The organism is Patiriisocius marinus (assembly GCF_008974325.1).
Classification (GTDB): domain Bacteria; phylum Bacteroidota; class Bacteroidia; order Flavobacteriales; family Flavobacteriaceae; genus Patiriisocius; species Patiriisocius marinus.
The window spans coordinates 923,869-950,542 of sequence record NZ_BKCG01000001.1 but is presented as its reverse complement, the minus strand read 5'-3'; the positions used below and the strand labels follow the sequence as shown (position 1 = coordinate 950,542).

The 26,674-nt window shown below is 32.9% G+C and carries 28 protein-coding genes; 24 read left to right on the top strand and 4 right to left on the bottom strand.

Going from position 1 to position 26,674, the window contains the following annotated elements:
- Positions 1-31: 31 nt before the first annotated feature.
- Positions 32-1,081 (bottom strand): ferredoxin--NADP reductase, encoded by a 1,050-nt coding sequence (locus GBH57_RS04195; RefSeq protein ID WP_151672792.1) that lies wholly within the window; start codon positions 1,079-1,081, stop codon positions 32-34.
- Between the two features lie 366 nt (positions 1,082-1,447).
- Between GBH57_RS04195 and GBH57_RS04190 the strand changes: the two genes are divergently transcribed.
- The 22 genes from GBH57_RS04190 to GBH57_RS04090 all read left to right on the top strand — a co-directional run bounded on the left by GBH57_RS04190 (position 1,448) and on the right by GBH57_RS04090 (position 21,918).
- Positions 1,448-2,011: an immunoglobulin domain-containing protein gene (locus GBH57_RS04190; protein ID WP_151672791.1), complete on the top strand. Its 564-nt coding sequence runs from the start codon at positions 1,448-1,450 to the stop codon at positions 2,009-2,011.
- Between the two features lie 5 nt (positions 2,012-2,016).
- Positions 2,017-2,718, top strand: coding sequence for a T9SS type A sorting domain-containing protein (locus tag GBH57_RS04185; RefSeq protein ID WP_151672790.1), 702 nt, complete (start codon positions 2,017-2,019; stop codon positions 2,716-2,718).
- 112 nt (positions 2,719-2,830) lie between these two features.
- Positions 2,831-3,529 (top strand): T9SS type A sorting domain-containing protein, encoded by a 699-nt coding sequence (locus GBH57_RS04180; protein ID WP_151672789.1) that lies wholly within the window; start codon positions 2,831-2,833, stop codon positions 3,527-3,529.
- A 400-nt stretch (positions 3,530-3,929) separates the two neighbouring features.
- Positions 3,930-6,497, top strand: a complete 2,568-nt coding sequence (gene porW, locus GBH57_RS04175) for a type IX secretion system periplasmic lipoprotein PorW/SprE (protein ID WP_151672788.1) — start codon at positions 3,930-3,932, stop codon at positions 6,495-6,497.
- A 12-nt stretch (positions 6,498-6,509) separates the two neighbouring features.
- Positions 6,510-6,965 (top strand): bactofilin family protein, encoded by a 456-nt coding sequence (locus tag GBH57_RS04170; protein ID WP_151672787.1) that lies wholly within the window; start codon positions 6,510-6,512, stop codon positions 6,963-6,965.
- A 4-nt stretch (positions 6,966-6,969) separates the two neighbouring features.
- Complete coding sequence (locus tag GBH57_RS04165; RefSeq protein WP_151672786.1) at positions 6,970-7,191, top strand: AtpZ/AtpI family protein; 222 nt, start codon at positions 6,970-6,972, stop codon at positions 7,189-7,191.
- Positions 7,192-7,196: 5 nt separating this feature from the next.
- Positions 7,197-7,604, top strand: coding sequence for a DUF6168 family protein (locus tag GBH57_RS16350; RefSeq protein ID WP_373865829.1), 408 nt, complete (start codon positions 7,197-7,199; stop codon positions 7,602-7,604).
- An 85-nt stretch (positions 7,605-7,689) separates the two neighbouring features.
- Complete coding sequence (atpB, locus tag GBH57_RS04160) at positions 7,690-8,772, top strand: F0F1 ATP synthase subunit A (protein WP_151672785.1); 1,083 nt, start codon at positions 7,690-7,692, stop codon at positions 8,770-8,772.
- A 31-nt stretch (positions 8,773-8,803) separates the two neighbouring features.
- Entirely contained in the window at positions 8,804-8,995 is a 192-nt protein-coding gene (gene atpE, locus GBH57_RS04155; protein WP_068590555.1) for an ATP synthase F0 subunit C, read from the top strand.
- A 162-nt stretch (positions 8,996-9,157) separates the two neighbouring features.
- Entirely contained in the window at positions 9,158-9,658 is a 501-nt protein-coding gene (locus tag GBH57_RS04150) for a F0F1 ATP synthase subunit B (protein ID WP_151672784.1), read from the top strand.
- Between the two features lie 41 nt (positions 9,659-9,699).
- Complete coding sequence (gene atpH, locus GBH57_RS04145; RefSeq protein WP_151672783.1) at positions 9,700-10,236, top strand: ATP synthase F1 subunit delta; 537 nt, start codon at positions 9,700-9,702, stop codon at positions 10,234-10,236.
- Between the two features lie 94 nt (positions 10,237-10,330).
- Positions 10,331-11,911 carry a F0F1 ATP synthase subunit alpha gene (gene atpA, locus GBH57_RS04140; RefSeq protein WP_151672782.1) on the top strand — a complete coding sequence of 527 codons (1,581 nt, stop codon included), beginning with the start codon at positions 10,331-10,333 and terminating at the stop codon, positions 11,909-11,911.
- 39 nt (positions 11,912-11,950) lie between these two features.
- Entirely contained in the window at positions 11,951-12,877 is a 927-nt protein-coding gene (locus GBH57_RS04135) for a hypothetical protein (protein WP_151672781.1), read from the top strand.
- A gap of 343 nt (positions 12,878-13,220) precedes the next feature.
- A complete protein-coding gene (atpG, locus tag GBH57_RS04130) occupies positions 13,221-14,084 on the top strand; it encodes an ATP synthase F1 subunit gamma (protein ID WP_151672780.1) in 864 nt (287 codons plus the stop codon).
- Positions 14,085-14,296: 212 nt separating this feature from the next.
- Positions 14,297-14,818, top strand: a complete 522-nt coding sequence (locus GBH57_RS04125) for a hypothetical protein (RefSeq protein ID WP_151672779.1) — start codon at positions 14,297-14,299, stop codon at positions 14,816-14,818.
- 32 nt (positions 14,819-14,850) lie between these two features.
- Entirely contained in the window at positions 14,851-16,311 is a 1,461-nt protein-coding gene (locus GBH57_RS04120; protein ID WP_151672778.1) for a lipopolysaccharide biosynthesis protein, read from the top strand.
- A 63-nt stretch (positions 16,312-16,374) separates the two neighbouring features.
- Positions 16,375-16,812, top strand: coding sequence for a dUTP diphosphatase (gene dut / locus GBH57_RS04115; protein WP_151672777.1), 438 nt, complete (start codon positions 16,375-16,377; stop codon positions 16,810-16,812).
- 44 nt (positions 16,813-16,856) lie between these two features.
- Positions 16,857-17,873, top strand: coding sequence for a sugar phosphate nucleotidyltransferase (locus GBH57_RS04110; protein WP_151672776.1), 1,017 nt, complete (start codon positions 16,857-16,859; stop codon positions 17,871-17,873).
- A 92-nt stretch (positions 17,874-17,965) separates the two neighbouring features.
- Complete coding sequence (locus GBH57_RS04105; protein ID WP_161596062.1) at positions 17,966-19,336, top strand: tetratricopeptide repeat protein; 1,371 nt, start codon at positions 17,966-17,968, stop codon at positions 19,334-19,336.
- Position 19,337: 1 nt separating this feature from the next.
- The gene (gene lolB1, locus GBH57_RS04100; RefSeq protein WP_151672774.1) at positions 19,338-20,120 is read left to right on the top strand and encodes a lipoprotein insertase outer membrane protein LolB1; all 783 of its coding nucleotides are present in this window, start codon (positions 19,338-19,340) and stop codon (positions 20,118-20,120) included.
- Entirely contained in the window at positions 20,121-21,359 is a 1,239-nt protein-coding gene (locus GBH57_RS04095) for a murein hydrolase activator EnvC family protein (RefSeq protein ID WP_151672773.1), read from the top strand. It abuts the gene before it with no gap.
- A gap of 19 nt (positions 21,360-21,378) precedes the next feature.
- Positions 21,379-21,918, top strand: a complete 540-nt coding sequence (locus GBH57_RS04090) for a hypothetical protein (RefSeq protein WP_151672772.1) — start codon at positions 21,379-21,381, stop codon at positions 21,916-21,918.
- 5 nt (positions 21,919-21,923) lie between these two features.
- On the opposite strand, the gene GBH57_RS04085 is transcribed toward GBH57_RS04090, so the two are convergent.
- Positions 21,924-22,436 (bottom strand): acyl-CoA thioesterase, encoded by a 513-nt coding sequence (locus tag GBH57_RS04085; protein WP_151672771.1) that lies wholly within the window; start codon positions 22,434-22,436, stop codon positions 21,924-21,926.
- 105 nt (positions 22,437-22,541) lie between these two features.
- Positions 22,542-23,477, bottom strand: a complete 936-nt coding sequence (locus GBH57_RS04080) for an HU domain-containing protein (RefSeq protein WP_151672770.1) — start codon at positions 23,475-23,477, stop codon at positions 22,542-22,544.
- Positions 23,478-23,660: 183 nt separating this feature from the next.
- Between GBH57_RS04080 and dprA the strand changes: the two genes are divergently transcribed.
- On the top strand, positions 23,661-24,767 hold the full coding sequence (dprA, locus tag GBH57_RS04075; RefSeq protein WP_151672973.1) for a DNA-processing protein DprA: 1,107 nt from the start codon (positions 23,661-23,663) through the stop codon (positions 24,765-24,767).
- Positions 24,768-24,770: 3 nt separating this feature from the next.
- Here the strand turns inward: dprA and trpS are convergent, their stop codons facing one another.
- Positions 24,771-25,739: a tryptophan--tRNA ligase gene (gene trpS, locus GBH57_RS04070; protein WP_151672769.1), complete on the bottom strand. Its 969-nt coding sequence runs from the start codon at positions 25,737-25,739 to the stop codon at positions 24,771-24,773.
- Positions 25,740-25,866: 127 nt separating this feature from the next.
- Between trpS and GBH57_RS04065 the strand changes: the two genes are divergently transcribed.
- Positions 25,867-26,601: a lysophospholipid acyltransferase family protein gene (locus GBH57_RS04065; RefSeq protein ID WP_162523878.1), complete on the top strand. Its 735-nt coding sequence runs from the start codon at positions 25,867-25,869 to the stop codon at positions 26,599-26,601.
- The last annotated feature ends 73 nt before the right edge of the window (positions 26,602-26,674 follow it).

Here is a 26,674-nt window from a genome sequence, read left to right as displayed (position 1 = left end):
TAAGATTAAAAAAAATCATTTTTAGCTTTTTTTAAACATCATCATAATCTACAACAACTTTGGCTGTTGTAGGATGCGCTTGGCACGTTAAAATAAGTCCTTCTGCAATTTCTCCGTCCGTTAGTATTTGATTTTTTCGCATTTCGGCTTTACCTTCAGTAATACGAGCAATACATGTGCTGCAAATTCCACCTTGACAAGAATACGGAGCATCAAGATCTTTTGCTAAAGCTGCGTCAAGAATTGAATCTGATTGCTTCATTTCAAACGTTTCCGTTTCATCGTCAATAGTAATTGAAATAGTTGTCATCCCATCGTGAGGTTCCACTAATAAATCACCTTCTGAAGTAGTAAACAATTCAAAATGAACCGCTTTTTCATTAATTCCATTTTCTTTTAAAGCAGAAGAAATCACATCAATCATAGGCTCTGGCCCACAAAGGAAAAATGTATCGAAAATGGTAAATTGAAATTTGTTTTTTAAATAATCATTTACAAGATCGTGATCAATACGCCCAGAAGTACCTTGATCTTCTTTCGTTCTACTAAAAACAAATTCTGGGAAAAATCGTTGTGGATGATCTTGCTTAAGTTTCATTAAATCATCATAAAACATTGTGTTTTCCTTGGACTGATTTCCATAAATAAGTAAAAACTTACTGTCTGGTTCCTGTTCTAAAGCGGTCGCAGCAATTGAAAGTATAGGCGTAATTCCGCTACCTGCGGCAAAAGCCATATAGTTGCGAGCTGTATTTTCATTTGGTTTTAAAACAAATTTTCCTTGAGGTGGCATTACTTCTAAAGTATCTCCAGCGGTAAGGTATTCATTTGCAAAAACCGAAAAACTACCTCCTTCAACTTTTTTAATCCCTATAGATAATTTTCCGCTTTTAGGCGTAGAACATAGCGAATAAGCACGACGAATTTCTTTCCCTTCGTGAGTGTGTTTAATAGTAATATATTGTCCTGCAATAAAATTAAACTCACCCTGTAATGACATAGGCACATCAAAAGTGACTACAACAGCATTAGGCGTTTCTTCTTTTACTTCGGAAATTTTAAGGGGATGAAAATTGCTCATTTTGCGATTTAAATTTTGGCAAAAATACAGAAAAATGATGTGGTTTTATTTCTTTGAGTTTTAACATTCGCAAAATGTTACTATCTTGTATAATGTAATCTCCCCGTTAACTTTTAAATTCATTTATATGAAAAGATTAACGATTACCCCCCCCATCAAGTATTATTCCTTTTAGGAGTTTTTCTGTTTCTATTTAGTTTTACTATGTTTTCTCAAGATAGGCGGAACTATTATGTGAAACTAAAGCCAAATATTAATCTTGGCACCATTGTAAAAACGGTAAATTAAGATGATAGATTAACATTACAAATCTCATTTAACTTTTTAACCGACGAAATTGATGATGCACGTCACTATAAATTTCATGTGATTCAAAGGGACTACATCACTAATGAAGTTATTGGAGGCGAAACTTATATTATTAATAAATACCCACGAAATAATTTTCAAGCAGAAGCTGGAAATGATGAGGAAATTGAAAGAGATGAATCTGTAACAATTACCGCTGCACAGATAAATGAAGCTGCAACATATAATTGGTATGATACTGAAGGAAATCTTGTTTATACTGGAACAGAGCTTACGGTTTCTCCTAATGTTACAAAAACGTATACGCTGGAAATAATTTCAGACAGTGATGGTTATAAAGACTATGATGAGGTAGAAGTAACAGTTAACCCTTATAAAATTGAAAGTCTTGTACCTAACCCAACTACTACATCTGTTACTATTAACTATGAAGCCGATGAGGCAACCTCTGCCTATTTAATGATTGTTGGTACTCAAAATAGTACTTCTAATAATTATATTCTAGATACGCAACAAACATCCATAAATATTGACGTTTCTACCTATGAAAATGGTGTGTATGCAATTGCATTAGTGTGTGACAGTGAGATTGTAGCCTCAAAAAACCTTTTTAAAAATTAATTAATATGAAAAATCTAATATTATTAGCTTGGGTGTTTATAAGCACTCAAGTTTTAGCACAAGACCCACAGCTTTTTGAAGATACGTGGTACTTACAAAAACTGACTATTAACGATGTGGAAATATTGCCTCCTAATACTAATCCAAATGTAACTGAACATATATTTAATGAAGCTTTTTCAATATTTGATACCGGATATTGTGATTTTTTAGGATGTAATCTAATTTATAATGATCTTAATAATAGTTTTGATATTGACTCCATTCTTGAACTAGGTTTGGGGTGCATGAATCAAACTGATAATGTGTTTAACGGTATTTATTATAATTACTTAGAAGAGCATTTAGATGGGGCTAATCCTTATTCCTATGAAATAACAACTGACAACGGCATTCGGTTTTTAGAGTTAACAAATGCAAATGGTAACAAAGCGCTGTATGCAAACCAACTGTTAAATACCAATGAACAACAGTTAGAAAATGTTGTTTTATACCCTAATCCTGTAAAAAATGAACTATACCTGAAAACAGTTGCTATCATTGAGCGGCTAGAAATTTATAGTATTATGGGACAATTAGTTAAACAACAAACACTATTTACAGATAAGGTGTCATTTAATACGGAAGATTTAATAGTAGGGGTTTATTTTGTAAAGATAACAACAAACGAAGGTCTAGTTTCTACGCATAAAATTATCAAAGAGTAAATTAATGTCTATACTTTAAATATAGCTACCTACAATGAAGCACAATATACCATTGCGTTAGTTTGTGATGGTGAAATTCAATCCACAAAAACACTAATTAAAAATTGAAAACATGAAAAACTGTATATATTTAGTAATCATGACGTTAAGCTCTTTTTGCCTTGCACAAACTCCAGAAATGTTGGACACAACTTGGTATTTACATAAACTTCTGATAGATGAGGTAGATAATACTCCTCCAACGAATTCTGATAACATATCAGTGACCGCCGATTTTAATTTTAATGATTTCGAAACAGTGGTCTGCGCTGGTGCTACTGGTAGTCTTTCTGATTTTTCAGACACAAACTTTACAATTAATGATTTATTTATTTCAACAATAGATTGTATAAACCCAGAGTCTTCTAGTTTTGAATCACAATATTATGGAACCTTCTACTTAGCAGCATTTAATGATAAACAATTTGATTATGAAATAGTAAATGGCACCGTTAGTCCACGAACATTAATTATAACCAACGAAAACGGAGATAAGGCATTTTATGGCAATACCATACTCGATATTAATAGTTTTGAATTGTCAGAAGTTAGTTTATACCCAAACCCAGTAAAAAATGAACTATACCTAAAAACAACAACTATCATTGAGCGGCTAGAAATTTATAGCATTACGGGAGAATTGGTTAAACAAGAATCAACTTTAATAAATGCTTCAAAAATTAATGTAGAAAATTTAGTTTCGGGAGTTTATTTTTTGAAATTGATGACAGATGAAGGAGTAATTTCAACACATAAAATTATAAAAGAGTAGTTTTTAATTTAATTCCAAAGTACTCAGCGTTGTTAATTATAGCAACGCTTTTTTATTGTGTGACATTTCCGAAGAAAGACTTCGCTACTTCAGCTTAAAAACAAGTCATTACACGCTTTTTTACCCCTTTTTTTATCAAGATCATAAAAAGAACCGTATTTTTACGCCCCTAATGGCAGTACTATACCAATTATTGTTTACAAGGAGCTTTAAATAATTTAGAGTTTAGGGTGCTCTGATGAAATAGAAAATTAAAGCATAGCATTAGCTACGGTTTTATTTTCTAATGAAATATGAGTGACATAAAAATAATTTATAAAGTTCATTGTGAATGATACGTGGTATTATATACTAAAACCCGTAGTTTGCAGTTAGTATAACAAACAAATTAAAACAGATTTTGAAGCGTATACATATATTTACCATCACAATACTCACTCTTTTGCTTTTAGCGGCCTGTGGTCGTAAAAAAGATACATTCATGAACCGAAACGTTCAGGCACTTACCACAAAGTACAATGTTATGTACAATGGTGAGAATGCTTTTAATACTGGAAGAGAAGAATTAGCACTAGGTTACAGTGATAATTATTACGAAATTTTACCCATTGAACGTATAGAGGTTCTCGATGAAGTTCAACTCGACAAATCAGGTAAAAACCCAAATTTTAACCGTGCCGAAGAAAAAGCCGTTAAAGCTATCCAAAAACATTCTATGTTTATTGGTGGACAAGAATACAATCCACAAATTGACGAAGCATACATGCTTTTAGGAAAAGCACGATACTATGACAATCGTTTTATCCCAGCCCTTGATGCCTTCAACTTTATTCTTGATAAAGGAGCAACAAGCAACAATGTTAACAATGCAAAAATCTGGAAAGCAAAAACAAACATTAGACTTAATAATGAAGATTATGCTATTGCGAGTTTAACTAAAATGTTGAAAGAAGAAGATCTTGATGACGAAGTAATTGCAGATGCAAACGCACAACTTGCCCAAGCAATGATTAACTTAGATTCAATTCCACAAGCCTTACCATATATGGTTACTGCCAGTGAATATGTAAAAGACAATGAGCTAAAGGGGCGTTATGCTTTTATTAAAGGGCAAATCTACAATCGTCTAGAAAAAAGAGACAGTGCAAATCTTGCTTTTGATGAAGTTATTGATCTCAACCGCAAAACTGCACGTATTTACAGAATAAATGCATTTATCGCTAAAGCGAAGAATTTCGACTACACTAAAGAAGATCAAGTTGCATTTTTAGAACTGCTACAAGACCTTGAAGCCGATAGAGAAAATAGACCTTTCCTTGATAAAATTTACAACTCATTAGGAGATTATTACCGAAATACTAAAACGGATACTCTTGCTATAGATTATTACAATAAATCAATTGGTGCATTTAAGGAAGATAGAACATTGCAAGCTAACAATTACCAAACGCTAGCCGAAATGAATTTTGATAAAGCACTTTACAAAAATGCTGGTGCTTATTATGACAGTACTCTTACTAATCTAGAAGAGAAAACAAGACGCCATAGACGTGTAACAAAAAAACGTGAAAACCTTGACGACGTTATCAAATACGAAGACATTGCTACGTTAAATGACAGTATTCTTAAATTGTCTAAAATGAGTAAATCTGAGCAATTAGCTTTCTTTACAGATTATACAGATGGTTTAAAGAAAAGAGCTTACGAAGATTCGATTGCTGCCGTAAAAGCCGCATCTAAAAATGGAGTGCCAACAAATAACGAATTTTTTAAACCTGGAGGGACTTCTACAAATACAAGTGGAGGGAAATTTTACTTTTACAACTCCTCTACAGTTTCCTTCGGAAAGTTAAGTTTCGAAAAAACTTGGGGTAAGCGTACATTAGAAGATAACTGGAGACGTTCAGAAAGAAAAGACGCTGGCAACTTTGATCAAACAGACGAGCAAGTTGAAGATGTTACGCCTATTTCAGAAAACGCCTTTTTTGATCCTCAAACATACATTACAGCAATTCCAACAGATAAAAAATTATTAGACAGTTTAGCTAAAGATCGTGACTTCGCTTACTATCAATTAGGACTTATATATAAAGAGAAGTTTAAAGAATATGATTTAGCTTCTAATCGCTTAGAAAATCTATTAGATTTTCAACCAGAGGAACGCCTTGTACTTCCAGCGAAATACAATCTTTATAAAATTTACGGACAAACAGGAAACACTTCGTTAGAGGATAAATACAAGAATGATATTTTATCAAACCATAGTGATTCTCGTTATGCTGAAATTTTAAGAAACCCCAATGCTCAATTGGCAACAGATGAATCAAGCCCTGAATTTAAATATAAGGCGCTTTACAAGCAATTTGAAGACGGAAATTACAATGAAGTAATTTCAAAAAGTGATGAATATATTACCTTATATAATGGTAATGAAATTGTCCCTAAGTTCGAGTTACTAAAAGCCACAGCTCTAGGAAGAAGAGACGGTTTTGATGTTTACAAAAAAGCATTGAATTTTGTAGCACTTACTTACCCTAATGATGAAGAAGGAAAACAAGCGCAATTAATCTACTCTACTACAATACCATCTCTAGAGTTTAAAGACTTTTTAGCAGATGATAAAGGTTCTAAGTTTAAGTTAGTGTATCCTTTTAATGCAAACGAAACGGGTTCAATTGCAAACTTTAAAACACGTCTAGATAACGCTATTAAGTATTACAAGTACGACGGTTATATGTTTACATCGGTTGATTTTTATACAACAGGACAAAAATTTGTTGTAGTACACGGTTTAGATTCAAGGGTTGGAGCTGAAGGTTTTGGTGATATTTTAGCAAATCCACGAGCAGAAGCATCTACTCATAGAATTACTAGAAATAAATTTGGTATATCTACAGAGAACTATGCAATTATTCAAATTCATAAAAATCTGGAAGCATATTTAAATTCTGAAAATAAAAATCCTTAATAAACACTCCCCATGATATCAGATAAAAAAAACAGAAAAGGATCAAATTCCTCTTCAGAACCTGGATCAAATCAAAATAGAATAAACGAAGGGACATCTATAAAAGGAGATATCGTTTCTAAAGGATTTTTTAGAATAGATGGACAAATTGAAGGCAATGTTTCAACTCCCTCTAAAGTAGTTTTAGGGAAAAATGGGGTAATTACTGGAACACTAACTTGTGAAAATGCAGATATTGAAGGAACCTTTGAAGGCACCTTAACTGTCACAAAACTTTTAACTTTGAGAGGTTCGGCAAAAATTGAAGGAGATGTTGTTGTAGGTAAATTGTCTGTAGAACCTGGAGCTGTTTTTAACGCAACTTGCTCAATGTCTACAGGAAGTAACGATAAAACTACTGCAACAGTTAAAAGCAGCCCATTTGATCGATCAAACCGATCAAAAAAAGCGACACACGAATTAAATTAATTCAATGAGTTCTAAAAAAAACAATAGCGGAGTTAAACGATGGGCAATACTTTCTGCTATTGGAATAGAAATGGGTGTAATTATCTATCTATTTGTACAATTAGGACTTTGGCTTGACAAAAACTACACAGACAATGGCAAGTGGTTTTTAGTTATTGGCACTTTCTTAGGTATTGCTATTTCACTTTACTTAGTTATAAAACAAACAAACAGACTCAATTCATAGTTCGTATGTCGAAAAAGAGTATCCGTTTTATAGTTCTTCTCTTAACTATATTAATTATTACTTTCTGTAGCCATATATTTGCGCTCCATTATAAACAACTTCCCCTTTTTGAAAATAAGATAATCCTTAGCTATATATTAAATTATGTAGCAGCAATTATCATTTTTATAGTCCTCGAAAGATATATCAAGAAAGAATCTTCTCAAGTTGGATTTATTTTCATGGCAGGCAGTGGATTAAAGTTTCTTTTATTCTTCCTAATATTCTACCCTAGTTATAAAGCAGACGGCAAGATGGCAACCGTAGAATTTATAAGCTTTTTCATCCCTTATGCCATTTGCTTGATACTAGAAGTAGCCTATCTTTCAAAAGAGCTTAATAATCAGGTCTTTTCGTCAAAAAAGCCTGAATAAAAAAAAGCGTTTTTTTTATTTTTTCTTTATAGAGATTAACTGTATTTTTGCACCGATTTTAAGAACACCCTTAATTTGTTCAGAAATGCAAAGAAAAACACTAGGTAACATATTATCTATTTTCATTTTACTAGCTTCATTCACCATGCAAGCTGAAACTGTGTCTTCGGGAGAGGATTCAGGAGACTTGAAAAGTGAAATTAAAGCATACATCTCGCATCACTTGCTTGATTCTTATGATTTTGGTTTATACTCATATACAAATGACCAAGGAGGTCACGAGTATGTTGGTTTTCCATTACCTGTTATATTATGGGATGATGGATTAAAAGTATTTTCATCTTCTAAATTACACCACGATGAAGGTGTTGCTGAAGTAGGTGGAAACCTATATAGATCTTACCACGGTAAAATCTACAACGTTACTAGCACAGGTGGAGAATTAAAAATGGATGATCATCATCATCCAGAAAATCGTGTTCATTTAGACTTTTCAATCACGAAAAACGTTTTTACTATATTCTTAGTCTCTCTATTAATCCTTTTTGTATTTAGCCGTATGGCAAAATCATACAAAAATAGTGCAATGCCTAAAGGTGTAGGAAGGGGATTAGAACCAATTATACAATACATCCGTGACGACATTGCAATTCCAAACATCGGAATTAAAAAATACAAAAGATACATGCCTTACTTACTGACGGTATTTTTCTTTATCTGGATTATCAACTTATTAGGTTTAACACCACTAGGGATTAATGTTACTAACAACATTGCAGTTACACTTGCACTAGCACTTTTAACATACCTTTTCACAACGTTTACTGCTAACAAAAACTATTGGGGACACATTTTCTGGATGCCAGGAGTGCCGCCACTTATGCGTATTGTTTTAGCACCTATTGAATTATTAGGAACTATTATTAAGCCATTCTCATTAATGATACGTCTATATGCAAACATTACTGCAGGACACATTGTATTAATGAGTATTATTGGGTTAATGTTTATATTTAAAAACTGGTTAGGAAGTTCATTATCATTTTTCTTGGCATTTGCCTTGTCTCTGTTAGAACTTTTAGTAGCCGCTTTACAAGCATATATCTTTACAATGTTATCTGCTTTGTACTTTGGTTCAGCCGTGGAAGAACACCACGACGACCACTAAATTTTGATTGTTTAATTTAATATATATATTTATGACTATTCCAACTATTGTAGGAGCAGGTTTAATTGTAATCGGTGCCGGATTAGGTATTGGTAAAATTGGTGGATCAGCAATGGACGCTATTGCACGTCAACCAGAAGCTTCAGGAAAAATCCAAACAGCGATGCTTATTGCAGCTGCCCTTATTGAAGGTATTGGATTCGCTGCGTTATTCGCAGGGTAATTGAAAAAGATAACATATTGCTGTAACGGTTGGTTACAGCGATATGTTTCTATTAAAAAATTAAACTAAAATTTTCTTCGGAAATTTTAAAAATGTTTCTAATTATAAGAAACATTAAAATATAGTATAACCAATTAGATATCCGTTTCGACGGGCATAATTATGGAAAAATTAATAAACGAGTTTTCATTCGGTCTTTTCTTCTGGCAATTGCTAATGTTTGTTTTGCTAGTAATATTACTAGGTAAATTTGCATGGAAACCAATTTTAAGTGCTATTGAAGGTAGAGAAGAAGGTATTAAAGATGCCCTAGATGCAGCTGAAAAAGCAAAACTAGAAATGGCTAACTTAAATGCTGATAACGAGCGTTTGTTACAAGAAGCTAGAGCAGAACGCGAAACGATGATGAAAGAAGCACGTGAGATCAAAGCAAAAATGATCGCTGACGCAAAAGAAGAAGCTCAAGCTGAAGCAAACAAAACTATCGCAAATGCACAAGCTGCAATCGAAAGTGAAAAGAAAGCAGCAGTTGCAGAACTTAAAAGTACTGTAGCTACACTTTCAGTAGATATTGCTGAAAAAATGGTAAAAAGCGAATTGTCAAATAAAGACAAACAACTTGAGTTAGTTAACTCAATGTTGAACGACGCTAAATTAAATTAAGAATTTAAATTACCGCTAAGGTTATTAAGCGGAGCCGAAATATGAGTAGAGCAGCCATACGATATGCAAAAGCAGTTTTAGACCAAGCAAACGAAGCTAATATTAGTGAAGTTGTATTTGGCGACATGAAATCTGTGGAAGCTACCCTTGCTGGAAGCAAAGAACTACGTAACGTTCTGCAAAGCCCAGTAATTAAAGGAGAGGATAAAAAGCAAGCATTGCTTAAAATCTTTGAAGGAAATAGCGAAGTAACAAAAGGACTTATTCAAATTTTAACGTCTAATAAACGTATCAATTTGTTAGGAGGCGTTGCTTCTAGTTTTATTAATCTATATAATGATAGTAAAGGTGTAAAAACCGCTCACGTTACAACTGCAGTGCCACTTTCAGCAGAACTTGAAAATCAAGTACTAGCTAAAGTAAAAGAAATGACAGGAAGTGAAAACGTTACTATTATCAATAAAGTAGACGAATCAATCTTGGGAGGGTTTATCCTTCGTGTTGGAGATTTACAATACAATGCTAGTATCGCTAACCAATTAGGAAATTTAAAAAGAGAATTTAGTAAATCACTATAATCTGAAATTTTAAAATTTCAGAAGTGAAATGAATAATAAGTACAATTAACTGATTGATTTTAGTGTAACGCTAAAATCTCAAATCTAAATAAAAATGGCAGAAGTTAAACCAGCTGAAGTTTCAGCAATCTTAAAACAACAACTTACCGGCTTTGAAGCATCAGCTTCTTTAGACGAGGTAGGAACTGTATTAACTGTAGGTGATGGTATTGCACGTGTTTACGGGCTTGCTAACGCTCAATACGGTGAATTAGTAGCTTTTGAAAACGGTATGGAAGGTATCGTTCTTAACCTTGAGGAAGATAACGTAGGGGTTGTATTATTAGGACCATCTAGAGGTATTTCTGAAGGTGCTACTGTAAAACGTACGCAACGTATTGCCTCTATCAATGTAGGTGAAGGTGTTGTAGGTCGTGTAGTAAACACACTGGGAGAGCCTATCGATGGTAAAGGACCTATCGAAGGTAAAACTTACGAAATGCCACTTGAGCGTAAAGCCCCAGGGGTAATATACCGTGAGCCAGTTACTGAGCCATTACAAACAGGTATCAAGTCTATCGATGCAATGATTCCAGTAGGAAGAGGGCAACGTGAACTTGTTATTGGTGACCGTCAAACAGGTAAGTCTACCGTTTGTATTGACACGATCCTAAACCAAAAAGAATTTTACGATGCTGGAGAACCAGTATTCTGTATATATGTAGCAATTGGACAAAAAGCTTCTACTGTTGCAAACATTGCAAAAGTACTTGACGAAGCTGGAGCTTTAGCTTATACAACTATTGTTGCAGCAAACGCATCAGATCCTGCTCCTATGCAAGTATATGCTCCATTTGCAGGTGCTGCAATTGGTGAGTACTTTAGAGATACAGGTCGTCCTGCTTTAATTGTATTTGATGATTTATCAAAACAAGCAGTTGCATACCGTGAGGTTTCTTTATTATTACGTCGTCCACCAGGACGTGAGGCTTATCCTGGAGATGTTTTCTTCTTACACTCAAGATTACTTGAGCGTGCTGCAAAAGTTATTGCAGATGATAAAATTGCTTCAGAAATGAATGATCTTCCAGAATCTCTTAAACCTATTGTTAAAGGAGGTGGATCATTAACAGCATTGCCAATTATTGAAACTCAAGCAGGTGATGTATCTGCATACATTCCAACAAACGTAATTTCTATTACAGATGGACAGATTTTCCTTGATGGTGATTTATTTAACTCTGGTGTACGTCCAGCAATTAATGTTGGTATCTCTGTATCACGTGTAGGAGGTAACGCACAAATTAAATCAATGAAAAAAGTATCTGGAACATTAAAATTAGATCAAGCTGCTTTCCGTGAATTAGAAGCGTTTGCTAAATTTGGTTCAGATTTAGATACTGCAACATTAAATGTAATTGAAAAAGGTAAACGTAACGTTGAAATCTTAAAACAAGGTGAAAACACTCCATTTACTGTTGAAGATCAAATTGCTATAATTTATGCAGGTTCTAAAAACTTACTAAGAAATGTACCTGTAACTAAAGTAAAGGAATTTGAAACAGATTACCTAGAACTTTTAAATGCTAAGCATAGAGGAGTACTAGATACATTAAAATCTGGTAAGTTAACTGACGAGGTAATTGACACGTTAACAACAGTAGCTGCAGATTTATCTGCAAAGTATAAAAAATAGGGTCAGGAAAAATTTGTTTAATATAACACTCGAATTATTATGAAACATATTGTATATTACATTTTATTAGTTTTGATTTCAGTTTCTTGTTCACGATCAAGTTCTAAAGAAATAGACGAATCTCTAATTGCTAATGAAACTTTAACAATAGATAGAAATGATATTGAGGGCGGAAAAATAATTTATTCAAACTCTAATTTCATATTAGTTTTTTCCACTAAGGAAACTAATAAACTTGTTAATTCAAAATTAGAAATCAAGAATATTAATTCTAATAAAGTTATTTACAATAATGTTTTTTCATTAAATAAAAGTGAAGAAAATTATAGGTTATTTATTTACAAAAGAATCCAAAGTATTGCTTCTGAAATTAAGAGAAATAAAACTCAAGAACAATGGAAAAGTATTTCTGATTTAACAGAAAACTTTGTTGAAAAAATAACTTATGAATTTTCTATAGATGATTATGAATCAAATTTAATACAGACAACATTTTATCAATTATCTATTTTGAAAACCATTTCTCGAAGTTATACAGATGGTGCTTGCAATTGTACGCCAATGCCTGGTTACATTGTTGGAGAATTATCTTTCTGGTGTCAAGAAGATTTTAAATTCAACACAGCTAAATTATTTGAGTATTTTAGTGAGAATAAATCAGAAATATATGCTTATGAGCGTGGAGAGAAAGCTTTCAACTATGTTGAGGATGCATATTTAAAAAATCAAACTAAAATTGATTATAATCAATTTTTTAATGTTTTAGATTCACGAGATCAATTTTTAAATAGTATTGATAGTTTTAACATTGAAAATAGGATTTCTTGTCCTTTTGGAGAAGGCGGATCATTAGGATGTTGTGGAAATTATGCTGGTTGTTGTTGGTATCCTAGTTGGTGGTGTCTAATGCATGACATAGATTGCATCGGATGTACCCAGTGGCATTGTGGACCTGCCTGTCAATAATTAAATAATTATTTTATGAAATATTTAGTAGCATCATTATTATTTTCGATTCTTCCAATTTATAGTTTTATCACTTGGTTAATAACGTTTAATAGATATAATAATCATGCAGAAAGATTATTAGCATACAAAAGTTATTTTTTTGACATCAATATCAATCAAATTATTTTAGCTTTAATAAATATATTATTTTCTCTAATATCTATTTTTTTGTTAAGTAGAACTTTCGTTAAACAAAAGAAAATGGTATTTATTTATTATATTTTAATAATTATTTTAGCTTTAATAATAATCTTCAACGGTTGGTCATTACTTTAAAACATTAACTATTTACTAATTAAAAATGGCAAACTTAAAAGAAATTAGAAACAGAATATCATCCGTTGGATCTACAATGCAGATCACAAGTGCCATGAAAATGGTATCTGCTGCTAAGTTGAAGAAAGCACAAGATGCGATTACGGCAATGCGTCCTTATTCTGAAAAATTAACCGAGTTATTGCAAAATTTAAGTGCAACACTTGACGCTGACAGCGGTAGTAAATACAGCGAGCAACGTGAAGTAAATAAAGTACTTGTAGTTGCAATCACCTCTAACCGTGGACTTGCAGGTGCGTTTAACAGTAATATTGTAAAAGCATCTAAAGTTTTAGTTAACGAAACTTACGCTGGAAAGCAAGTAGATTTTGTTACTATAGGTAAAAAAGGAAACGACATCCTAAAGAAGGATGGTACTATTGTTCACCATAATGTTGAACTTTTTGACGAATTATCATTTGATAATACATCAAAAATTGCTGAAATGTTAATGGAACAATTTTCTAATGGAAGTTATGACAAGATTGTTCTTGTATACAATAACTTTAAAAATGCTGCAACTCAAATAGTAATGAGAGAGCAATTTTTACCTATCCTACCTCCAACTGTAACAGAAAACACAAATACGGCAGATTACATATTTGAACCTTCTAAAGAAGAAATTGTTGAAGGATTAATACCTAAAAGCTTAAAAACACAATTGTTTAAAGCTGTTAGAGATTCTGTAGCTAGTGAACACGGTGCGCGTATGACAGCTATGCACAAAGCTACAGATAACGCTACTGAGTTACGTGATGCGCTTAAATTACAATACAACAAAGCAAGACAAGCTGCAATTACAAACGAAATTTTAGAAATTGTTGGTGGTGCAGAAGCTTTAGCAGGATAGTTATAACTACTGCCAGTTATATACTAACCTAAAATAACACTTTTTTAAACCTCTTAAATCTAAATAGATTTAAGAGGTTTTTACTTTTTATAATTAATAAAAAAGACTTAAAAGTATAACTAAACTATAAACTTAAGGATTTAGCTAGTGTAACTGATTTATAGTTTAGTTAGGACTTAAATATTGTATTGTATCTTTAAAAAAAATAGCAAATGTATTATCTCCGTAAATTAATAATAATTCAAATAACTACGCTTATATTAGTAGGTTGTAATAGTACTAAAGAACAAACCAATACAAATAAAGATTATAATTTTATTGAAAGCCCTTCATTTACTATTATAGAATCATATTATCAGCATTGGGTTGCAGGTGTTCAAGGTGGTGGATCTGGTATAAACGTAACAATTAAACTAGATAATTTTGTTAAAGGAGTAACATTTGAAAATTTATTTTTTGAAGGAAAATCTGCTCCATTAAAAGAACAGAAGATAAATACACAGGTATATCAAGCTAAATTTAAAGGAGATAACAATAATGAAATAATTATGGATGGTGAAATTATTAATGAAATGGCGAATACACCACCTGTAAAAATTCCATTTAATTTAAATAAAAATGAAGCAGTAGTATCTTATATTGAAAATGGTAAATTAAAATTTTTTAAAATTTCGGCTTTGCAAGAAAAACCAATGATTGCTTATCCATCGGCAAATCCAAATAACAATAATTAGAATATTATAACTCAAACTATTTTAAACTAAAAGTGTCAATATTTCAAAAACTTTTTAAACAGACATTTATTTACGGGTTAGCAACCGTACTCCCTAGAGCATTAGCAATAGTTTTAGTGCCACTTTATACAGAGGTCTTAGAACCATCGCAGTTTGGTATTTACGCAACGTTAATGTCGTATATAATTTTAGGAAACGTGTTGTTAAGCTATGGAATGGAGACTGCATTTTTTAGATTTATTAATAAGCATCCCGAAGAAAAAAAAAATGTGCAATCAACGGCCTTAACATCTATATTAATATCATCGGTTTCTTTTTTTATAATAGCCTATTTATCTAGAGAATCTATAGCAAATTTTATAAATTTTGACACTCGTTATATAGTATATACATTGTTGATTTTAATGTTAGATGCATTAGTTATAATTCCTTTTGTATGGTATAGAGCGAATGATAAACCTTTAAAATATGCTTTTATTAAAATACTTAATGTTTGTATAAATTTAAGTTGTAATCTGTTTTTATTTTTGGTGTTACCAACCTTAGCAACAGAAAATTCAAATACTGTTTGGGATGCTATATATCTTTCAGAAAGCAAAGTACTGTATGTTTTTATAGCTAATGTAATAGCTAGTGCTGCAACTTTATTACTGGTGTTTCCTTTGTATTTTAAAATAGGTTTAGGCTTTCATAAAAAAATATGGCGCGAAATGCTTAAATATGCATTTCCGGTATTAATTGCGGGTATTGCTTTTTCAATAAATGAAGCTTTTGATAAAATACTACTAACATATTTACTACCTGAAGATATTGCTGAAAGTGAAGTTGGTGTTTATGCTGCTTGTTATAAACTTGGTGTTTTTATGACACTTTTTGCAACAGCATTTAGATTGGGTATTGAACCTTTTTTCTTTAATCATGCTAAAGAAAAAAACGCCAAGGAAACCTATGCATTAATAACTAAATACTTCACCATTTTAGGCTGTGTGATATTTCTATCTGTAATGGTGTATATGGATTTTTTCAAAGAACTTTTAATAAGAAATGAAGCCTATTGGGTGGCACTTTCTATTGTTCCTTTTATTCTATTAGCTAATTTATGTTTAGGGATTTATCATAATCTAAGTGTATGGTATAAAGTTACAGATCGCACAAAATATGGTGCATATATCTCTGTTTTAGGAGCAATTATAACGTTAGTAGTCAATTTTGCGTTAATTCCTATTATAAGCTACAAAGGAGCTGCAATTGCAACTCTAGCTGCTTATGCTACCATGATGTTTGCTAGTTATTTTTTAGGTCAGAAATACTACAAAATACCTTACGATGTTAAAAAAATACTTGGTTATTTACTTACAGCAATAGTATTTAGCGGAATTTCATTCTATATATTTGAACGAAATCTCCTCATAGGAACTGCCTTATTATTGGTATTTTTGTTCGCTGTTTTCTTATTAGAAAAAGGTGAAATTAAAAATATGATAAACAAATAAATTAGTTTACTCATATTCACACAACAACTACCACGATGAAGCATATCAAAAAGTAAAAACCTTATGACAAAAATCAAAATAATAAATAATTCTAACCATCCACTTCCAAGCTACGAAACTATTGCAAGTGCTGGAATGGATATTAGAGCCAACGTTACAGAACCATCAACATTAAAACCATTGCAACGTGCTATAGTTAAAACAGGTCTTTTTATTGAATTACCTATAGGCTTTGAAGCTCAAGTACGCCCAAGAAGTGGCTTGGCTGCAAAAAAGGGAATTACTGTACTAAATAGTCCTGGAACTATTGATGCGGACTATCGTGGTGAAATTGGTGTGATATTAGTAAATTTAAGCAATGAAGATTTTACTATTGAAAACGGTGAACGCATAGCTCAATTAGTAATTGCAAAACACGAAAGAGCTGTTTTTGAAGAAGTAGAAGTTCTATCTGAAACAGACCGCGGAGCAGGCGGCTTTGGCTCAACAGGAACTAAATAATTAATAATAAGAAATATTAAAACCTCTAATTTTAATCTAAAAATATGAAAATAATAGTCCCAATGGCCGGAAGAGGCTCACGTTTAAGACCTCATAGTTTAACGGTTCCAAAACCATTAATTCCAGTAGCGGGAAAACCTATAGTTCATAGATTAGTGGCAGATATTGTAGGGGTTTTAAATGAGGAGATAGAAGAAATTGCTTTTATTTTAGGTGATCCCGCATTTTTTGGAGATGATGTAGTTGAAAGCTTAAAAGACCTAGCTAAAGAGTTGGGTGCAAAAGCTAGTATTTATCGTCAATTAGAACCTAAAGGAACAGGACACGCAATTATGTGCGCAGAACCGTCATTAAGTGGACCGGCAGTTGTAGCATATGCTGATACGTTAATACGTGCAGATTTTGATTTAGATAAAGATGCAGATGCCGTTATATGGACTAAAAAAGTAGATAATCCTTCAGCTTATGGTGTCGTTAACTTAAATGAAAAAAATGAAATTGTAGAACTTGTCGAAAAGCCCGAAACATTTGTGAGTGATCAAGCTGTTATAGGTATTTATTACTTCAAGGACGTTTCAGTATTAAAAAATGAATTGCAATTTGTGCTTGATAATAATATCATAAATGGCGGAGAATACCAGATTAATGACGGCATTAAACGCATGATGGCAGATGGAAAAGTATTTAAAACTGGAACAGTAAGCGAATGGATGGACTGCGGAAATAAAGAAGTAACCGTAGAAACAAATCGTCGTATGTTAGGTTTTTTAGCCGAAGCAAATGAACCGCTTATTTCAGCATCAATCACAACTGAAAATACTCAAATTATTGAACCTTGTTTTATTGGCGAAGGAGTTGTTATTAAAAATAGTACCGTTGGCCCTTTTGCTTCCATTGGTAAAGGCACAATAATTGAGAACAGTACCATAAAAAACAGTATTATTCAAACACAATCAACTATTAAAAATGCAGTTCTAGATAATGCGATGATAGGTAACCACGCACATTTTGATGGTACATTCACAAATGTAAGTATTGGGGACTATTCGCAATTAAAATAATGCAGTATTAAGTCCGCTCGAGCGCAGTCGTGAGGTCTAAAAAATATTACTTATTAAATGGTATCGACTGCACTCGACCAAACAATGTTACTTTGATTTTAAAAAGACACATACTATTAGTTCTACTTGGAATATGTTATTCCACAGCTTTCCTTGCTCAAGAAAATCTAGGTGATGAACCTACAGATGACTTAGGAAATGTGACCGATGAATTCCAAGAAAATTTCTTTGAAGCCTTAAAACAAAAATCAATTGAAAACTATGAGTTAGCGTTGTCCGCGCTTGAAAAAGCCGAAAGAGTTAGCAATAACAATAAAGAAGCACTAGCTATTATTAGTTTTGAAAAAGCGAAAAATTATATCGAATTAAAACAATATAACGAAGCTGAAGCCCAACTAAATCAAGTGTTAAGTGTGGAGCCAGAGAAAATAGATGTACTTGAAAAGATGTACGATTTGTACTATGTAACTAGAGAATACGAAAAAGCGCTTCCACTTGTTCAAAAACTAGTTTTAGAAGATGAAGATTATAAAGAAGATCTTGCAAACCTATACAGCAGAACAAAACAGTACGAAAAAGCTTTAACAGTATTAGATGAATTAGATGAATCGTGGGGAGAAAGTGTTTACAGAAACACCCTTAGAAATCAAATTTATCGTGTAACAGGAAATAGTGCTGGAGCTATTGACAATCTTGAAAAGAAAGTGGATACAAATCCTAAAAATGAAAAGGATTACTTAAACCTCATCTATCTGTATAGTGAGGAAGGTAATACAACAAAAGCATTTGAAACCGCTAAAGAACTTCAAAAAAACAATCCAAAAAGTGAATTAGTACATCTTGCTTTATATAAATTTTATTTAGACGAAGGAAACACTACCCAAGCACTAAAGTCAATGGATATTGTTTTTAAATCACAGCAAATTGACAAAGCAGGACAGTATCGAGTATTAGGAGATTTTCTTCAATTTGTAGAAAAAAACCCTCAATATGAAGTTGAATTAGATAAAAAGATTCAGGAATTTTCAGCAGAAGACAATGGGCAAGTTTTTGAGAAACTTGGAGATTTTTATATGAAGAAGAATAAAAAAGATACAGCCCTTAAGTTTTATGAAAAAGGAACAGAAGGCGATCCAGACAATTTCAGCTTATTAAAAAACACAATCCTTTTACAACTAGACTTTAATAAATTTGAAGACGCTAAAAAACTCAGCGAATCTGGTTTAGAAATATTTCCAGCACAACCTATACTCTATTTATTAAATGGCATTGCACAAAATAACCTATCAAGTTTTGATGCAGCGCTAGAATCTTTAGAAACAGGAATTGATTATCTTTTCGACGATTCGAAAATGGAGAAAGATTTTTACGAGCAACTAAGCATTGCTTATACTGGAAAAGGTGACTCGAACAAAGCATTACAGTACACTAAAAAAGCACAAGCAATTCAACTACCTAACTAAAATGATTAGACCCTTTCATATTGTAACTTGTATCGTTTTCATGGCACTTTCTGCCTGTGGCGGAGCTAAAAAGGCTGTTGGTTCTGCAACTGCAAATGCTGCATTGAGCACTAAAGCAATTATTAATGCTCATAACAATGCTACACAAGATTTTAACACACTTGCAGCACGAATGCAAGTAAAGTATGAAGATGCTAAGCAATCGCAAAGCATTACAACAAGTGTTAGAATGGAAAAGGATAAAGTAATTTGGATTAAAGCTTCTATTCTAGGAATTACATTAGCGAAAGTACTAATTACTCCTAACGAAGTAAGTTTTTACGAATCTATTGGGCGAAGTTATTTTAAAGGTGATTTCTCTTTATTAAGCGATTTTTTAGGAACCGACATCAATTTTCAACAAGCACAAGCACTCTTTTTAGGACAATCAATACTAGATTTAAACCCTTCAAAATATAGCACTGCTGTAATTGCAAATGCATATGAAGTACGTCCAAAAACGCAGGACCCACGTTTCATACTTTCAATGCTCTTAAACCCAAATAACTTTTTAGTAGCTAATGAAATAATTGAGCAACCACAAGAAGGAAAAAAACTTACAGTAGATTATGGCCCTTACCAAACTATAGAAAATGACTTTTATCCTACTGAAATACACATAGAAGCTACTGAAAATCAAGATAAAACGATAGTAGATATAAAATATCGTAAAATTGACCTCAATGTTTCTTTAAGTTTTCCGTTCTCTATTCCAGAAGGATACGAACAAATTACCCTCAAATAGATGAACATTCGCGTTTTACTCATACTTGGTGCTTTTATTTTCTTCGGAAATTTTAATGGTTTTGCTCAATCTAAAAAGCAACAACAATTAGAAGAACAACGCCAATCGCTATTGAATGACATTAAGAAAATAAACAACCTCCTTTTTAAAACAAGAGGAGAAAAGAAAACCGTTCTAACCGAAGTTGAAGATTTAAGCCAGCGCATTAAAGCACAAGAAAACTTAATTCGAGTTACCAATCAACAAGCCAATTTACTGACGCGCGAAATAAACGACAACCAGAATCAAATTACCCAGCTTAGAGACGATTTAAAGAAACTTAAAGATGATTATGCTGCTATGGTTCGGAAATCATACAAAAGTAAGTCTCAGCAAAGTAGAGTAATGTTCTTACTATCATCTCAAAGTTTCTTGCAAGCATACAAACGCGTGCAGTACATGAAGCAGTATGCAAATCATCGTAAAAAACAAGGAGAGACTATAAAAGTAAAAACAGAAAAACTCCAGGAGTTAAATCGCAACCTCATCTCACAGCGAAAACAAAAAGATGTATTGATTGCTGAAAATAAGAAAACTAAAATTGCACTAGCTAAAGAGAAAAAAGCACAAGAAGGTTTAATTGCTTCCCTTAAAAAAGAGGAAGGAACCTTTGTAAAGCAAATACGTTCAAAGCAAAAAGAAGCAGATCGTATTAACGGAGAAGTAAAGAAAATGATTCGTGATGCCATTGCAGCTGCTAACAAAAAAGCAGGGAAAACAACTACTAAAACTACTACAGCTTCAAAGGAAGATTTTGCATTAACTCCAGAAGCAGCTGCATTAGCTAAAGATTTTAAAAACAATAAGGGTAAACTTATTTGGCCTGTAGAAAAAGGGATTGTAATCAATAAACACGGTACAAGACAACACCCACAATTCCCTAATGTAACGCAAACGTTTCACGGTGTAGAAATTGCTACAAGTGCAAACGCTAAAGCACGTGCCGTTTTTAATGGCGAAGTATTAAAAATTCAACAAATAAAAAATGCGAATAAAGCGGTAATGATTGGGCACGGAGATTATATAACCATTTACTATAATCTGGCATCTTTATCAGTTAAACAAGGAGATGTTGTTACAACCAAACAAGAAATTGGGACCTTTTTCACGCATCCTGTTACAGGAAAAACAAACTTCAAGTTTTTGGTTTATAAAAACGACACGGAACTCAACCCAGAAGATTGGATTTATAGAATGTAGCATTCATATTTTCTAAAGTATGAAACTCATAACACTAATTTGCTCGTTTATCTTCATTGGTTTAACGTCTTACGGACAAAGTCTAATTGACAATTATCCAGCAATTAAATTTGAAAAAGAATTAATTGATACAAATGATTCGCTAAAAATCATTGTCTTAGAAAATGAAGACTTCCTAGATCAAATGGGAGATGGTGGTGGAAAATTAAAGGCTTACTACAACACAGAATTGGACGTAAAGAAAATAGAGGTTATTTTGTTCAAGTCTCTTGGAATCCAGCAATACACATTCTATGCAATAAATGAAAAACTAATCTTTATTAAAGATAGGTTTAAACAGTTTGAATTTAATATTGAAACAAACACATTTGATTATTCAAAATTTGATGGAGGATACTACGGTGCTTATATATTTGAAAAAAATAAATTAATAGACCTTGTTAGTACTGGTCACAATAGATTTGAAGATGACGCTATAGATGCTGAAACTACTTTTAAAATAGAATTCAATAGCTATTTAAGCCTAATAAAAAACAAACTTTCAAATAGTAAAAATTAAGATTACTACTTGGTAAACAATGCTTTCAACTCAGTAGCATCAGTAGGATTCATTTTCCCAGCAAGTACCAAACTCAATTGCTTTCTTCGCAACGCTGCTTCAAAACGCTCTTTTTCTAAATCTGTTTCTGGGAGTAATGGCGGAACTGGCATTGGAGCTCCCATTTCATTAACAGCAACAAATGTATAAATACCTTCATTTGCTTTAGTTCTAAGTCCACTTTCACGATCTTCTATCCACACATCCATATAAACCTCCATAGAGCTCTTAAAAGCTCTAGAAACTTTTGCTTCTACAGTTACCACACTTCCTAAAGGAATCATTTTATTAAATGCAACATGATTTACTGAAGCAGTAACAACGATACGGCGACTGTGTCTTCTTGCCGAAATACTTGCAGCACGATCCATTCGCGCTAATAATTCCCCACCAAACATATTCCCAATTGGGTTTGTTTCGCTAGGTAGTACTAAATCTGTAATTATGGTAATAGACTCTGAGGGTGTTTTTGCCTCCATGACTTTTTTTTGCAAAGATACGTCACTCTAATAAGAGAGCCCTTTTTACACTAATAAAAATAACATGAATTGGGAATAATTTAATAGCCCAAATAAAACAGTAGATTATTCCTCTAGTTTCTTAACTAGTAACCAAGCATCTTTATTCTCTTCGCGCTTAATAGTACGTAACGCATTTAAAGCATCTAAACGTTCTGTATGACTAGAGTATACAACTTGATGTAGACCGTATTTATTAACACCTATCATTGTTGCAGAAAAACCTTTCTCTTGAAGTTGTTCAATCTTTGTTGCAGCATTTTCTTCCATTCTAAAAGCACCAGCAACAATATGATAACTCCCTGTTTGCTTCGTTAATGCAAGCTCAATAGCAGGTAAAGGATTATCAATAACAAATGTAGCCTCTTGTATTTGTTTTTCTAAAACTGTAGTTGCTTTTTGCTTTTCAGCAAAGTTATGTTGTTCAATATTACCCTCATACATTTTCATCCCACCAAAACCAGCAAGAGCCAAGGCAATTAACCCTACAGCAGCATATTTTAAATATGGCTGTGAGCGTTTTGTTGGTGCGAATAAAAATGGTTCTTCAACAGTTGTTGTAGAAGTTCCTGTAGCTTGTAGTCTTGAAATTTCAGAAGAAACAAATGTTGTTAATCCAAAAGCAGCAGTATTAAAATTTTCTGCATTAGAAGGTGTAAATGCTACACTGTTTTCAGGATTAAGTTTAAAATCACCTATTCCGTCTAAGGTTGCAATGGATCCTTCCATTAATTGAAGTGACAATTTACCAGTAAAGCTTCTTATTTTCTCAAGAGCCTTTTCATAGCTTGTACCTTCTACTGATGCTACATAATTTGCAAGTAAACCATCATTGGTTTGCAATTGTCTATTAAAAGAAATTGATTTTCCAGGAGGGTAAAATGTATGTGACTCAGTATCAATTGACGCCGTTGTATAATTAGCTAAAAATGCTCCAAAGCCAGGAATGATAACACATTCGTAGCGGTAAAGTAGGTCTTTTATGTACGTCGATAATTGCATAAAACAAATATACTTTTTTTTAAACACCTACGGTTTTCTAGTGCATCAATTTATTAACAACCTAAAGTTTTGTATCTTGAAACTTCCCCTGTTTATAATGCAATTCATTCATCTTACTTCGGAAATTTTAATGGGTGTCACAATAGTTCGACACATAAAATTTCGGAGTATATTATTGAAAATATGCTTTCTAAATCTGAATTGCGCTACATGCTAGCCTTGCAAAGAGTTCCTAATTTAGGTGATACTTCTGCTAAAAAAATATTACACCACGTAGGTTCCGCCGAAGGAATATTTAAAGAAAAAAGTTCCACGCTTTTAAAAATTGATGGAATAGGCGCTAATAAAATTAAAGATCTACAAGCACCACACCTCCTTACCGAAGCGGAAGCCGAAATACGCTTTATGGAAGAAAATGATATTAGTTACAGTTATTTTAAAGACAATAATTATCCCGAAAAACTTAAACATTGCCTCGATGGTCCTATTCTATTTTTCCACGCTGGTAATATAGACCTGGTCAATAAAAAAATAATAAGCATTGTAGGAACCCGAAAAATTACCACATATGGTAATGTTTTTTGCGAAAAACTTATTGAAGAACTTGCACCTATTAACCCCGTAATCGTTTCGGGATTTGCATATGGTATAGATATTTGCGCACACAAAGCAGCAATCTCTAATGGTTTACAAAACATCGCTTGTCTCGCTCACGGGTTAAATCAAATTTATCCTAAAGTCCACAAAAAGTATATGACACAAGTAGAAGAAAACGGAGGTTTTATTTCAGAGTTTTGGAGTACTGACCGTTTTAATCGCAATAACTTTTTAAAACGAAATCGCATAATTGCTGGTATGAGCGAAGCTACTATCGTTATTGAGTCTGCAGAAAAAGGAGGTAGCCTTGTTACTGCAGATCTTGCTAATAGTTATAACAGAGAAGTTTTTGCCGTCCCAGGAAGAACAACTGATAGCCAAAGTGTGGGTTGTAATAATCTAATTAAAACAAATCAAGCAAGAGTTGTTACCTCAGCTGCCGATGTTATTTACATGCTAGGTTGGGAACTGGAAGAAAAACAGAAAAAGGCGACTCAAATACCGCTATTTGTAGTCCTCTCTCCAGAAGAGGAAACCATCGTTGCATTTCTAAAAGATAAAGACAAAGAGCTACTAGATGTTATTGCAATAAATTGCAATATGCCTACTTATAAAATAGCAAATCTCTTATTACAATTAGAAATGAAAGGAATGATTAGACCTTTGCCTGGAAAACTATTTCAGTTGGCTTAATTATTAATAGCCCACCTTTTTTCTAACTCTAGCTAAAACCTCAGTTGCAACAGCAGTAGCTTTTTTGGCTCCAACAGCTAATGCTTCTTCAATTTCATTTAAGTTGGCCATATAATGATTGTAGCGTTCTCTTGGAGTTTCAAATTTCTGAAGTATTAATTCGAATAAAGCTTGTTTTGCATGACCATACCCATAGTTTCCACCTTCATAGTTTTTCTTCATTTGGGCAATCGCGTCAGGCGATGCGAGTAAACTATAAATAGCAAAACAGTTACAGGTAGACCAATCTTTTGGTTCTTCAAGCGGAGTACTATCTGTTGCAATGCTCATAACTTGTTTACGTAACTTTTTCTCTGGAAGAAATATATTGATAAAGTTGTTATTACTTTTACTCATTTTAGTTCCATCAGTACCAGGAATAAGCATATTGTGCTCCTCAATTTTAGCGGTTGGTAACACAAAAGTATCGCCCATTTTTGCATGGAACCGTGAGGCAACATCTCTAGTCATTTCGATATGTTGAAGCTGATCTTTTCCAACAGGTATTATTTCAGCATCATATAATAATATATCTGCTGCCATAAGCATTGGGTATGTAAATAGTCCTGAGTTTACATCACTCAATCTGTCTGCTTTGTCCTTAAATGAATGTGCTAAAGTCAATCGTTGGTACGGGAAAAAACAACTCAAATACCAAGATAATTCTGTTACTTGAGGAATATCACTTTGTCTGTAATATACGGTACGATTTATATCAAGTCCTAAAGCTAACCAAGTTGCGGCAGTACTGTAGGTGTTTTCTCTTAATTTTTCACCATCTTTAATTTGAGTAAGTGAGTGCATATCTGCAATAAAAAGAAAGCTTTCATTTTCTGGATTATTTGCCATTTCAATAGCTGGTAGAAGTGCTCCTAAAATATTTCCTAAATGTGGTGTTCCTGTGCTTTGTATTCCCGTAAGTATTCTTGCCATTATTTGTCTTTGTTTCGACGCTCCTCTATATTACTATGAGGGTGTTACTATTAATTAATCTAAAACTAATTACAAAGTTACTTTTTTTGATGCATTAGCATTAGTCAAATGACTATTTTTGATGCGTATGAAGTATTTGTTATATCCTTGGTATGTACTCTATAGAATTTGGTTCTATATCCTTCTTGCAGTCCCTATACTCATTATGTTTCCTTTTTTACTAATCTCTATTCTAAAAAAAGAATGGTATGGAGCATTTTTTAAACTAGCGCGCGTTTGGGCAACAGTAATTTTATTTGGAATGGGATTTATCCCAAAAATTAAGAGAGACACAACGTACGAGAAAGGAAAAAGTTACATGTTTGTTTCAAACCACACGAGTATGACAGACATTATGCTAATGCTTTATCTGGTAAAAAATCCTTTTGTTTTTGTTGGTAAAAAAGAATTATCTAAAATTCCACTTTTTGGTTTTTTCTATAAACGTACTTGCATATTAGTTGACCGTAAAAACCCTAAAAGTCGTCACGAAGTGTTTCAAAGTGCACAAGCTAGACTTAATCAAGGGTTTAGTATCTGTATTTTCCCCGAAGGTGGCGTTCCTGATGATATGAGTATTGTACTAGACACCTTTAAAGATGGCGCTTTTAGATTAGCAACAGATCACGATTTACCTATTGCTCCAATGACGTTTCACGACAATAAAAAGCGGTTCCCGTATATATTCTTTAGTGGAACTCCAGGTAAAATGCGTGCTAAAGTTCATAAGCTTATTCCTTCAAAAGGAAAAGATAAGCGTGCTTTAAAAGAAGAGGTAAGAACTGTTATTTTAACGGAGCTTAACAATCCTAGTATGGCTTAATATTTCGGTATAAAAAAACCACCTCATGGCGATAAGATGGTTTTGTATAGTTCTAAAAAATAGAACGGTTACC